This window comes from Sediminibacterium soli (assembly GCF_009939225.1).
Classification (GTDB): domain Bacteria; phylum Bacteroidota; class Bacteroidia; order Chitinophagales; family Chitinophagaceae; genus Sediminibacterium; species Sediminibacterium soli.
The window spans coordinates 942367-955651 of record NZ_JAACJR010000008.1; the positions used below are offsets into that span (position 1 = coordinate 942367).

At 49.6% G+C, this 13285-nt stretch carries 12 protein-coding genes; 7 read left to right on the forward strand and 5 right to left on the reverse strand.

Features of this window, described 5'->3' with window-relative positions; genetic code table 11:
• Positions 1-81 precede the first annotated feature (81 nt).
• From scpB to GWC94_RS11285, 7 genes are all read left to right on the forward strand, one after another.
• A complete protein-coding gene (gene scpB / locus GWC94_RS11255) occupies positions 82-813 on the forward strand; it encodes an SMC-Scp complex subunit ScpB (protein WP_161835118.1) in 732 nt (243 codons plus the stop codon).
• A 97-nt stretch (positions 814-910) separates the two neighbouring features.
• Positions 911-2122: a diaminopimelate decarboxylase gene (gene lysA / locus GWC94_RS11260; RefSeq protein ID WP_161835119.1), complete on the forward strand. Its 1212-nt coding sequence runs from the start codon at positions 911-913 to the stop codon at positions 2120-2122.
• Between the two features lie 27 nt (positions 2123-2149).
• Entirely contained in the window at positions 2150-2944 is a 795-nt protein-coding gene (locus GWC94_RS11265; RefSeq protein ID WP_161835120.1) for an ABC transporter ATP-binding protein, read from the forward strand.
• A 1-nt stretch (position 2945) separates the two neighbouring features.
• The gene (locus tag GWC94_RS11270) at positions 2946-3467 is read left to right on the forward strand and encodes a peroxiredoxin family protein (RefSeq protein ID WP_161835121.1); all 522 of its coding nucleotides are present in this window, start codon (positions 2946-2948) and stop codon (positions 3465-3467) included.
• 139 nt (positions 3468-3606) lie between these two features.
• Positions 3607-4536 carry a malate dehydrogenase gene (mdh, locus tag GWC94_RS11275; protein WP_161835122.1) on the forward strand — a complete coding sequence of 310 codons (930 nt, stop codon included), beginning with the start codon at positions 3607-3609 and terminating at the stop codon, positions 4534-4536.
• A gap of 250 nt (positions 4537-4786) precedes the next feature.
• Positions 4787-7216: a TonB-dependent receptor gene (locus tag GWC94_RS11280; RefSeq protein WP_161835123.1), complete on the forward strand. Its 2430-nt coding sequence runs from the start codon at positions 4787-4789 to the stop codon at positions 7214-7216.
• A gap of 122 nt (positions 7217-7338) precedes the next feature.
• Positions 7339-7602, forward strand: coding sequence for a hypothetical protein (locus GWC94_RS11285; protein ID WP_161835124.1), 264 nt, complete (start codon positions 7339-7341; stop codon positions 7600-7602).
• Between the two features lie 22 nt (positions 7603-7624).
• On the opposite strand, the gene GWC94_RS11290 is transcribed toward GWC94_RS11285, so the two are convergent.
• The 5 genes from GWC94_RS11290 to GWC94_RS11310 form a co-directional block, all read right to left on the reverse strand.
• Entirely contained in the window at positions 7625-8626 is a 1002-nt protein-coding gene (locus GWC94_RS11290; RefSeq protein ID WP_161835125.1) for a glycosyltransferase family 9 protein, read from the reverse strand.
• A gap of 123 nt (positions 8627-8749) precedes the next feature.
• Positions 8750-9991 carry an MFS transporter gene (locus tag GWC94_RS11295; RefSeq protein WP_161835126.1) on the reverse strand — a complete coding sequence of 414 codons (1242 nt, stop codon included), beginning with the start codon at positions 9989-9991 and terminating at the stop codon, positions 8750-8752.
• A gap of 95 nt (positions 9992-10086) precedes the next feature.
• Complete coding sequence (locus GWC94_RS11300) at positions 10087-11322, reverse strand: MFS transporter (RefSeq protein WP_161835127.1); 1236 nt, start codon at positions 11320-11322, stop codon at positions 10087-10089.
• Positions 11319-12017: a DedA family protein gene (locus tag GWC94_RS11305; protein WP_161835128.1), complete on the reverse strand. Its 699-nt coding sequence runs from the start codon at positions 12015-12017 to the stop codon at positions 11319-11321. Before GWC94_RS11305 ends, GWC94_RS11300 begins: the two co-directional genes overlap by 4 nt.
• Before the next feature lie 3 nt (positions 12018-12020).
• A complete protein-coding gene (locus GWC94_RS11310; protein WP_161835129.1) occupies positions 12021-13277 on the reverse strand; it encodes a dicarboxylate/amino acid:cation symporter in 1257 nt (418 codons plus the stop codon).
• Positions 13278-13285 lie beyond the last annotated feature (8 nt).

Sequence of the window (13285 nt, forward strand, 5' to 3'; positions counted from 1 at the left end):
GGCTAATCTCAAAATTAGCACCAATCATTGGAGGTCTTGCCTTATTTTCAAATGTTCAAATGTTCAAATTTTCAAATCAACATGGAACTCAGCCAGATCATCCCACATATAGAGGTACTTGTTTTTGCCAGTGAAAAACCACTGACCTCTTTGGATATAGTTGAACTGATCAACAATACATTTGGCTTCCTGGAAGAACGCATTACGCTTGACCAGGTGGAAAGCGCCATCCAGGGCATCCGCGAGAAATACGATTCTGAATTTTACCCGTTCGAGGTAAGGGAAAGCGGCGGCGGCTGGCAGTTCCTTACCAAGAAAGACTACCATAAAACCATTGCCCAGCTGAATGGCGACAAGTTTCTGAAGCGTCTTTCCAACGCTGCGCTGGAAACGCTGGCCATTATCGCTTACAAACAGCCCATCACCAAGGGAGAGATTGAAGCGATACGCGGCGTGAACAGCGATTACAGCATTCAGAAACTGCTCGAAAAAGAACTGATCCTGATCAGCGGCCGCAACGAGCACCTGCCCGGCAAACCGCTGGTATATTCCACCTCGAAAAACTTCATGGATTATTTCGGCATCAACTCTCCCGAAGACCTGCCAAAGATCAGGGAAGTGCTTGCCGACCAGGTGGTGGAAGCTACCATCATCAAACCCGAAGACTTTACCGACAAACCCATTGCAGAAGAAGTGGCCGAAGAACACCAGGAGGGCGATGTATCGGAACTGACGGTAAATGTAGACGGCGAACTTATTGTTCGTGCCGATGAAGAAGAAGGCGGAGAGGAAAAACCTTCGGAAGAACTGTAATATTGATTTTGGAATCGGGAATTGGGAAATTTTGAAATGGATTTGCTGATTCAAATTCCAGAATTTTCCAATCTCAAAATTTCGCAATCCCACCACCATGTCCACCCTTTCTCATTCGGAACTGAAACAAATTGCCGGGGAATACGGCACGCCCGTGTATGTGTACCATGCCGAAAAAATTACGGAACAATACGCGAAGCTGAAAAATGCATTCTCCCGAAGCAATGCCCGCATCTTCTATGCCTGCAAGGCGCTGACCAATATCAATATACTGAAACACATCAACGCCATCGGCTGTAATGTGGACTGCAGTTCAATCAACGAAGTGCATCTTGCGATACGCGCCGGGATCGAACCGGCCAACATACTGTACACCAGCAATGGCATTGCCTTTGCCGAAATAGAAGACGCCGTTGCACAGGGTGTTGCGGTTAATATAGACAGCCTGTCCAACCTCGAAAAATTCGGCAGGAAATACGGCAGCGGCTACCCGGTTGGCATCCGTCTTCGGCCCAATATCATGGCCGGTGGTCACCTGAAAATTTCCACAGGTCATGAAAAAAGCAAGTTCGGCATCTCGATAGAGCAGCTGGATGCCATTCTTTCCCTGCAGAAACAATACGACCTGCGCATCAACTGTCTGCATATACATACCGGCAGCGAGATCAAGGATGTGGAAGTGTTCATGAAAGTGGCCGATATCTTTTTCGAGCTGGCCCCGCATTTTCCCCATCTCTCCTACCTGGATATGGGCGGCGGCTTCAAAGTGCCGTATAAAGAAAGCGAACAGGGAACCGATATAGACCTGCTTGGCGAAAAAGTGGGTGAATTCCTGGAAAAGATCAACGCCGCTTACGGCAGGGATTTCCAGACATGGTTTGAGCCGGGTAAATTCCTGGTCAGCGAATGCGGTTATTTTGTTACCTCGGTAAACGTGCTGAAGCAAAGCGGTCATACCGAATTTGCGGGTATCAATACCGGTTTCAATCACCTGATCAGGCCTATGTTCTATGAGGCCTATCACCGTATAGAGAACATCAGCCATCCCGAAGGCGCCCCGAAACACTATGCCGTTACCGGTAATATATGCGAAACCGACACATTTGCCTGGGACAGGGAACTGAACGAGGTACGCGAAGGAGACCTGCTGGTATTCTACAACGCCGGTGCCTACGGTTTTGAAATGGGCAGCAATTATAATTCACGCTACAAACCTGCACAGGTGCTGGTGATCAACGGACAGTCGCACCTGATCGGCAGACGTGATGCATTTGAGGATTTGTTAAGAAACCAGGTGGAAGTGTTATAATCGACGGCATCGGTTTATCTTCATACCATGATCGAGCTGCAGCATATTCAGAAAAAGTTTGATGACAGGGTGATCCTGGACGATATCAGTGCGGTAATGGAGGCCGGCAAATGTAACCTGATCATCGGCACCAGCGGCAGCGGCAAAACCGTACTCACCAAATGCATGGTGGGCTTATTCGAACCCGACCGGGGATCCATCCTGTACAATGGTGTAGATATGATCAGCATGCAGGAAGAGGAACGCAAGCAGCTGCGCCAGCAGATTGGTATGCTGTTCCAGGGAACGGCGTTGTTTGATTCCATGACGGTTGAACAGAATGTGGTGTTCCCGCTCAATATGTTCACCGACTGGAGCACGGCAGAAAAAAAGAAACGCGTGGATGAAGTGCTTGCCAAAGTGAACCTGAAAGACGCCAACAAAAAATACCCTTCCGAGATCAGCGGCGGTATGAAAAAAAGGGTCGGCATCGCCCGGGCCATCGTACTCAACCCCAGGTACCTGTTTTGCGATGAACCCAACTCGGGGCTTGATCCGCAGACCTCGCTGGTGATCGATAAACTGATCAAGGAAATCACCACCGAGTACAATATCACCACCATCGTGGTTACCCATGACATGAACAGCGTAATGGAGATCGGCGATCATATCGTATACCTTCACCAGGGACGCAAGCAGTGGGAAGGCTCCAATAAGGACATCATTTTCAGCAAAGACGAGTTGCTGAACAATTTCATCTTCGCCTCCGATTTTCTGCAGGATGCAAAACAGATGCGTATGATGGAAGCCCATGGCAACCTGCCTGTATCCAAAAACCAATAACATGAAAAAGGCATTTGTATTTCTGATCGTTTCACTATGCAGCATGGCCGTATCCGCCCAAACAGCCGAACAGGATGCGCCCTATAAGAAGGATCCGACTATCCCCGCGTTCAACATACTGCTATCCGACAGCACCTGGTATACCGCCAATATGCTGCCCGCCGCGGACAAATATCCCTATGTGGTCATCATGTATTTTTCGCCCACCTGTGGCCATTGTCAGGTTGCGGCAAAAGATATTGTAACGCATATGGACAGTCTCAGGCAGGTCTTCTTCGTTTTTGTATCGTACAATCCGCCGAATGAGATCAACGAGTTTTCGCAGGTATACGGTCTCAATACCCTGCCCAATGTAAGGATCGGCCGCGATCCCAGGTATTTTGTACCCGCGTTCTACCGCGTGGAATCCACCCCTTTCACAGCGGTTTACGACCAGAAACGCCGGCTGATCAGGGTATTCGATCCGCCGCACAACCCCGCCATTGAAGCGGTGAACCTGATACCGCTGGTGAGAAAGAAATAGGTTTGTGGTCTGTAGCCTGTAATTGCAATAGGTAACCTAACCACAGACCAAAACCCTTTAAACCAAAGCCCCCAACTATTCCCACCAATCCCTACCTTTGCCCGGTCAAAAATTCTTCACTCTCTAAATAGCTGTTTTTATGAAAGTAACTGTGGTAGGTGCCGGTGCCGTAGGTGCAACCTGTGCCGACAATATTGCGCGTGCGCAACTGGCTGATGAACTGGTGATCCTGGACATCAAGGAAGGCCTGGCCGAAGGTAAGGCGCAGGATATGATGCAGACGGCCGCGCTGCTGGGTTTCGATACCCGTATCAGCGGAAGTACCAACGATTATGCCAAGACCGCCAAATCCGATGTGGTGGTGATCACTTCCGGCCTGCCGCGTAAACCCGGTATGACCCGCGAAGAACTGATCGGTACCAATGCCGGCATTGTAAAAGGCGTTGCGGAAAATATACTGAAATACTCCCCCGATGCAATCATCATCGTGATCAGCAACCCGATGGACACCATGACCTACCTGGCGCTGCAGTCAACCGGTCTGCCAAAGAACCGCATCATCGGTATGGGCGGAACGCTTGACAGCGCCCGTTTCAAATACCAGCTCAGCCAGCACCTGGGTTGCAGCCCCGCCGATCTGAATGCAGTGGTAGTGGGCGGCCATGGCGATACCACCATGATTCCGCTGATCCGCCTGGCCACCTGGAACAGCGCTCCTGTAACCAACTTTCTCAGTGCAGAGCAGCAAAAACAGATTGTAGCTGATACAATGGTTGGTGGTGCAACACTTACCAAACTGATCGGCACTTCTGCCTGGTATGCACCCGGTGCCGCCGGGGCAGCACTGGTGGAAAGCATTGTTCGTGATGAGAAAAAACTGTTCACCTGCTGCGTAAGCCTGGAAGGCGAGTACGGACAAAAAGACATCTGTCTTGGTGTACCTGTTGTGATCGGCAGAAAAGGCTGGGAGAAAATCGTTGACTTCAAACTGAATGCAGAAGAGCAGGAACTGTTCAACAAAAGCGCAGATGCAGTGAGAAGTATGAATGATGTTTTAAAAACGCTTTGATCGGTTTACATCTTCCGGTCTGTTAGTTGTTGGTATACAGATGATTGGCAACAGACTGCAGACCGGCAAAAAAGCAATCACACAATAGTGATTGCTTTTTTGTTGCAGCACCCAACCGGTTTTGCCGAAAAAGTCCGGCCCTGTTTTTCTGCCGTTCATACTGCGTTTGATGCTTTTCGTCCCTATTTAAGGAGTAAGGCTGTAACAAATAAAAGTGCTTTGCGTCTCACGAGCACAAAAATTAACGACAATGAGACGCGTATTATTACTGGCAATGTTATCTGGACTGGCTTTTACAACGGAAGGTTTTGCACAAACCAAAGCAACTGTTTCGGGTACTATTACAGACAATGCAGGCAAAGCGATGCCGGCTGTTTCTGTTTCTTTATTACAATCAAAAGACAGCAGCCTTGTAAAGGCAGACCTAACAGATGCCGGCGGCAAATTTGAGATCAGCGCCCATCAAACCGGCAGGTTCCTGCTGAGTTATTCCATCATCGGTTTCGAGAAAAAATACTCCGATGCATTCGATCTGCGGGCGGGGCAGTCTTTTTCATCAGGTGCCACGGTTTTACAGCCTGCTGTCAATAAACTGCAGGAAGTTACCGTTACTTCCAAAAAACCGATGATCGAGATCAAGGCAGACAAAACCATTTTCAATGTGGAAAGCAGCATCAATGCCACAGGCAGCAACGCCATGGAACTGCTGCAGAAAAGCCCGGGCATACAGGTGGATAACAACGACAATATTTCGATGAAGGGAAAGACGGGTGTAAAAATATATGTTGACGGAAAGATGATGCAGCTGGATACAAAAGACCTTGCCGCCTATCTCAAGAGCATCAACAGCAACGATGTGGAAGCGATCGAAATGATCAGCAATCCGAGCGCCAAATACGATGCCAGCGGCAATGCCGGTGTGATCAATATCCGCCTGAAAAAGAACAAAAAATTCGGAACCAACGGCAGCATTACCGCAGGTTACGTACAGGGTATTACGCCAAAAGGCAATGCTTCTGCCAACCTGAACTACCGCGATAAAAAAGTAAATCTTTTCAGCAATGTAAGCGGCAACCTGGGTGTATATGAAAACGGCCTGAACCTTTACCGCATCCAGAGAGATTCTCTCTACGACCAGCACAGCATCAACAGAAGCGAAGGCAAAAACCTTAACCTGAAAGCCGGTGCGGATTTCTTCCTCGATAACAGGAACACCTTTGGTGTACTGGTTACCTCCAGCTTCAACGACGGTACCTGGAGCAGCAACAGCCGTACGGATGTATCGTACAAGCCCACTAACCAGTACATTAAAACACTGCAGGCTTTTAACGCCATTCCCGGTACGCGTACCAATATGAATACAAACATCAACTACCGCTACGCGGATACCGCTGGCAAAGAGGTCAATTTCGATGCGGATTACGGCCTGTTCAGGGGCAAAGGAAGAAGTTACCAGCCCAATTACTACCTCGATAAAAACGGAAGCCCGCTGTACCAGGTGATCAACCGGAACAACACACCCACAGATATCGATATCTATACCGCCAAAGTGGATGTGGAATTGCCCAAATGGAAAGGCAAACTGGGCTATGGCGCCAAAGTGTCGTATGTCAAAACAAAGAATACATTCGAATTCTTTAATGATATCAACGGTGTTCCGGTAAAACAGATGACACGCAGCAATCGCTTTGCCTATACCGAAAATGTAAACGCCGCCTATGTAAACTACAACCGCCAGCTTAACCCGAAATGGAGCCTTCAGGCAGGGTTGCGCATGGAACAAACCAACAGCGAGGGCGATCTCACAAGAGACGACGGCATCGTTCAGTCAGACAACAACGTAAAAAGAAGTTATTTCGATCTTTTCCCAAGCGCGGCATTAACCTGGACGGTAAACAAAAAACATACGCTGAACCTGACATACAGCAGGCGTATCGACAGGCCGACTTACCAGGACCTGAATCCTTTTGAGAACAAACTGGACGAGCTGACCTACGAAAAAGGAAACGCATTCCTTCGTCCGCAGTACACAAATAACATTGAGCTCACACATACATTCCTGTCGTTCCTGAACACGACCGTTGGCTACAGTTATATCAAGGACTATGCAACGCAGACAACCGATACCACCAATAACGCCACGTATGTACAGCAGCGTAACCTGGCCAACCAGCAGATACTGAGCTTCAGCATCGGCTCTCCCTTACCCATCGCCAAATGGTGGAACGGCTACGCCAACTTCTGGTACAACTACCAGCTGTTCGACGGCATGATCGGCGCCAATAAAGTGCACACGGAAATTCCGATGATAGGCGCTTACATGCAGCATACCTATACGCTGGGAAAAGACTATACCATGGAATTGAGCGGCTGGTTCAATGGTCCGTCTGTTTGGGCGGCCACCTGGAAAACCAGTGCGCAGGCAGGTATTGACTTTGGCGTACAGAAGCAGTTCCTTCAGAAAAAAGCCACGGTGAAATTGACCGTTACCGATATCTTCCATACCAGTCCATGGACGGCCAACAGCAATTTTGGCGGCCTGTACATCAATGCCAATGGTTATTGGGAGAGCCGCACGTTCCGCGTAAACTTTACCTACCGCTTTGGCAGCAACCAGGTAAAGTCTGCAAGGGATCGCAAAACAGGACTGGAATCGGAAGCGAAAAGGATCAAGGGATAACCACCCGTAGATTTTCTGGGGGATTATTTCCACAAATGCGGCGGGCAAACTGGAATGTATTTTGTGTAGCAATCGGGGAACGGATCAACCGATCCGTTCCCAAATCATAAAATCAATATCCTATGAAAAAGTTTTTTACCGCTGCAGTGATGGCAGCATGCTTTGCGGTACCTGTGCTGGCGCAGGATACACTGTCGAAACCGGAAAAGAAATACACCAAGGCCGCCAAAAAGCAGGACAAAGTGTTCAAGAAAGAAGATAAAATGAACCGCAAACTGGCAGAAGGCAAATACGAAGACGCTGCCAAAAAACAGGATAAGGCCATCAAGAAGGATACCCGTGTGAATAAGAAATTACTGAAAGCAGACAGCACGAAAGACCAATAAATAAATCCCGCAACAGCGGGATTTATTTTTGATCAGCGGTCACTTTCTGTATGGCGGCAGCGGCTATCATCCGTACATCCTGCTGCTGCATGCATTTGAAATGACCCAGCGGGCATTTTGCGTAACCGATCTTACTGCAGGGCCGGCACCACAGACCCTGCACTTCGGCCCGGGTATCCGCAGAAACGGCGGCGCCGTAGTAAGCGTCCATACCAAAAGCCGGTACGGTGTTGCCCCAGATGCTGATCATGTTTTTTTTGAACGCCGCGCCAATATGCATTAACCCGGTATCGTGTGTGATGATGAGCCGGGCATTGCGAACGATATCGGCACTTTCGTTGAGCCTGAATTTGCCGCAGGCATTGTACACCCTTACCGGATCCGCAGCGGCAATAGCAACGGCATCGGCCATATCTTCCGGACCGCCCAATAATACGATCGGGTAATTGATAAGCAGGCACAATTCGCGCAGCCGGACAACGGGCAGTTTTTTGGTGTTCAAAGCTGCGCCGATCACAAGGCCGATGTACCCCATCTGGTGAGAAGTGGGCAGGTCTTCCGGGGATACCCGGTCTTTTTCGGGAATAAAATAATCCAGTCCGGCCCCATCGTTTACCACGCCGAATTTTTTTACCGTTTCAAGATAGCGGTCCACGATGTGCAGGCGCGGAAGCGTATTGATCTTTAATGCCGTCAGTAACCATTTTCTAAGGTTGAGTTTGCTGAAAGAATCTGCAGGCACCTTGTTCATGGCACGCTTAATACGCAATGTGCGCAGGTTATGATGCAGGTCGATGATATGGTCGTATTGCTCGGCAACCAATATTCCGATCATCTTATCCCAGTCGTTGCCGAGTGTGATCACCCTGTCGATATAGGGATTATCGGCAAGGATACCGCGAAAGGTCTCTTTGGTAAGAAAATGTACCTCGGCACCTGTCACCTGCTGCTTCAGGCAGCGTATCACCGGCGTGGTAAGCACGATATCGCCGATAGAAGAAAGCCGGATGATGAGGAACTTCATCCTGCGAATTACCTGAATTATACGGACCGGATGAAATTTTTGTTCCCGCAGCGAAACCCTGCTCCCCGCATCTCCGCAGTGAAGCATTGTTTTTAACGCAGCGGCGCAGCGCAATGGGGAGCATCAGTTCTCAACGTAATTAAGGTCTTTGTGAAAAGTTTCTTCGGTAAAATAGAAGGCAACCAGGGTTACCCCCATCACGATCACGCCTGTTACGATACCGCTCTGGATCAATCCCCATCCCCATGACTGCTGAAACAGGTTCAGGAACATCAGGTTGATCAGCGGCAATGCGCCGCGAACCATATTGGGTACCGTGGTGGCGGCCGTTGCACGAAGATTGGTGCCAAACTGTTCCGCTCCCATCGTTACAAAAATAGCCCAGAATCCGGTGCTGAAGCCAAGCAGGCCGCAGATCAGGTACATCGCATTGTCGTTGTTATTGAGACTGCTGAAGAACAATACCAGGCAGATCATGCTGAGTACATAAAACAATAACAGGGCTTTTTTCCTGCTTTTGAAATACTGGCTCACAAACCCGATCAGTATATCGCCGATGGCGATACCCACATAGGCATACATAATGGCCCTGCCGCTTTCGATCTGGTTATCGCCGTACAGTTCTTTTGCAAAGCGGTTGCTTAGGTTCACCAGCACACCGATCACAAACCAGGTAGGCAACCCGATGAGTATGGCCAGCAGGTATTTCCTGAAGCGCGTGCCGTTGGTGAAGAACATCAGGATATTGCCGCGCTGCACACCTGTTTCCTTTACCTGTTTAAACATACCGCTTTCGGCCACCGAGATACGCAACAGCAGCAGGATCACACCCAGCCCCCCGCCTATCTTATAACAAAGCCGCCAATCGTTCGTGAACTTATAAATGAAATAGGCGAACACCGCGCCAAATAAACCGATACCCGCTACAAGCGAAGTGCCTACGCCTCTTTTTTCTTTGGGAAGCAATTCGCTCACCAGCGTAATACCCGCACCCAGTTCGCCGGCCAGCCCGATACCCGCAACAAATCTTGCCCAGGCATACTGGTCGGTTGTCTGAACAAAACCCGTCAGGAAATTGGCGATGGAATACAGCGCAATGGATCCGAACAATACGCTTAAGCGGCCTTTGCGGTCACCGATCGTTCCCCATATCACACCGCCGATAAGCAAGCCCACCATCTGCCAGTTGATGATCTTTGTGCTTGCAGCCAGCACCTGCGCCTTGTCGGACAACACGATGCCGATTCCCTGTAAACTTGGCTCGCGTACAATGGTGAACAGCAACAGGTCGTAGATATCCACAAAATAGCCCAGCGCCGCAACGATCACCGGCAGGGAAAGCACTCCGAATTTTTTTTCTGACATGGCAGTTAGGTTGATGGTGAGTATGGTTAAATGGCTGCATTGTCTCTGGCTTCTTTATCCAGCCATATAACCATTTGACAATATAACAATTCCTACTATGCTTCCACAAAATCCATATCCTTCGCAAATGTTTCATTGATATGGAAGGCCGCGTACAAGGCAAGCGACAGTACAAGTATACCCGTTAGCCAGCCGCCTGTTATGTAGCTGCCGCTAAGGTTGCGCATGCCTTTGTGCAGCAGTATGATCAGCGGCAGCATGCCGCGTACCACATTGGGGATGGAAATAGCGGTGGATGCCCGCAGGTTTGTTCCGAACTGCTCTGCCGACATGGTGATGTACAACACGGAGGTTCCCGCCCCGAATCCCAGTCCCGCGCATATCAGGTACATGGTCTGCGCGGTGCCCCAGCCGGTGCCCTGCAGGAAATAAAGTACCACAAACACGCACATGATAAAAAAGAAACTGAACCAGGCTTTTCTCCGGCTCCTGAGGTAATTGCTGAGCAGACCTGCCGATACATCGCCAAAAGCAAGTGCTACATACTGGTACATAACCGCTTTGCCCGGATCGATTCCCTGTATACCCATTTCGAGACCGAATTTATCCGAGAACGTGATCAGCAACCCGATCACATACCATACGGGCAGCCCGATCAATACGCCTTTTGCATAACGCCAGGCACGCTCGCGCCGGGCAAACAGCATCAAAAAATTTCCGCGGGGCACACCTTCTTTTTTTACCTGCTGGTATAAGCCGCTCTCCATCACATTTGCGCGGAGAAACAGCAGCAGAAAACCCATCACGCCGCCGATATAATAACAAAGACGCCAGTCTCCGAAACCCTGGTAAACAAAATAAGCGGCAACAGAACCGCATACGCCGGCGCAGGCTATCACCGAGGCGGCAAGCCCTCTTTTTTCTTTTGGCAGCATTTCACTTACCAGCGTAATGCTTGCTCCCAGCTCTCCGGCAAGACCGATGCCCGCTATCAACCGCAGCCAGGTATACTGCGTTACGTTCTGCACCATGCCATTGGCAATATTGGCCAGCGAGTACAGGATGATAGAGCCAAACAGCACGCTCAGCCTTCCTTTCTTATCGCCGAGTATACCCCAGATGATACCGCCTGCCAACAGACCGATCATCTGAACACTGATGATCAGTTCTCCCTTGCTCAGTACCTCATCGGGTGACAGGCCCAGGGATGCCAGGCTGGGTTTGCGGATGATGGCAAAAAGAAGCAGGTCGTACACATCAACGAAAAACCCCAGTGCGCCCACGATAACGGGTATGGAAAAAACACCGGGTTGTTTTACCGCAGAATTCATTCCTTGTCTTTTGGATGCGTTTTAGAGCGGCCGGTAAACAGTTTGATGATAACCGGGGCCGTGGTAACCAGTACAATGCCCAGTACGATCACTTCCAGGTGCAAACGGAGATCGAAACCGAATTCGGACAATATCCATTTCTGCAGGAAATGTCCGCCAACCAGCATGCTGAACACCCAGGCCACGCATCCGACAATATTATAGAAGACAAATTTTTTCGCATTCATCTGAACAATGCCCGCCACAATGGGTGCAAAGGTTCTTACGATCGGTATAAAACGCGCGATAACGATGGCGCCACCGCCGTGCTTCTCGTAAAAATCGTGCGCCTGCCGCAGGTACCTTCTTTTGAACAGCATATTCTCTTTCCATTCGTACATGGTAGGCCCCACTTTTCTGCCAAACCAGTATCCCACTGAATTACCCGCTATACCGGCGAGCGATATCAGTATCACCAGCACCAAAAGATCGAGGTATTCATTACCGCTGGGAACAAATGCTTTGGCAAGTTCGTTGCTGTAGATGCCCGCCACAAACAGGAGACTGTCGCCCGGGAGAAAAAATCCCACAAACAAGCCGGTTTCCGCAAACACCACCAGTAAGATCAGCCAGAGACCACCGTGTTCGATATAGAACTGTGGCTGCAACAACTGGCTCCAGTGAAATTCTGCCTGTAATAATATCTCTGCTAACATAGGTTACGCTTGTTCGGTGATGACGGGTTCTTCCAGGGAATGCTCCCATTTGCTCACTACGCTTGTAGCGAGTGCGTTGCCCAGTACATTGGTGCCTGTACGGAACATATCGCAGAAATGATCAATAGGCAATATCAGCGCAATGCCTTCGGGCGGGATATTGAACATGGCGCAGGTGGCGGTTACCACCACCAGCGATGCCCTTGGCACGCCGGCAATACCCTTACTGGTGAGCATCAATACCAGCAGCATGGTGATCTGCGTACCAAAATCGAGTTGTATGCCGTAGGCCTGGGCGATGGCGATACTGGCAAAAGTCATGTACATCATGCTTCCGTCGAGATTGAAAGAATAGCCCAGTGGTAGGATAAAAGCAACGATCCTGTCGCGACAGCCGAACCTTTCCAGTTCTTCGGTAAGTTTCGGGAACACCGCTTCACTGCTGGTGGTGCTGAAAGCAATAATGAGTGCAGGAAATATCCTGCGCAGCAGGTCGGGCAATCTTTTTCCCAGTACAATAAATCCCACCAGCAGCAGCAATGCCCATAACGCCGCAATGCCTATGACGAAGTACAATAAATATTTTCCGTAAAAAATGAATACATCCAGTCCCTTGGTGGCGATCACGGCGGCGATGGCGCCGAATACACCGATGGGTGCAAAGTTCATCACATACCCCACCATACGCAGGATTACATGGGCTACGGCATCGAGTCCTTTCACCACCACTTTTGCTTTCTCACCCAGCGCCGCCGTGGCAATCCCGAAGAAGATGCTGAACACAACGATCTGCAGTATTTCGTTGGAAGCCATCGACTCCACCACACTTTTCGGGAATACATGTTCCACGAATTTCTGCAGGCTGAACTCCTGTGTTTTGCCCACCAGGTCTTTGGCGCCTGTTACATCGGCATTGCCAAGGTCGATGCCCGCACCCGGTTTGAAAAGATTCACCAGCAGCATACCCAGCAGCAGACTCACCAGCGATGCGGTGATAAACCATAACATGGCTTTACCGCCAACCCTGCCCACGGTTTTCAGATCGCCCAGTTTGGCAATGCCCACCACCAGTGTGGAAAATACCAGCGGGGCAATGATCATCTGCACCAACCGCAGGAAAATGGTGGTAAGCAGTTTGATATTGGTGGAAAAGGATTTGATGAAATCCGGAGAAGACTGTGTATGAATGATATAGCCAAGAATAATACCGGCTACCATTGCAATCACGATATATACAGTAAGCCGGTTGGAACGCTTCATTGGCCAAT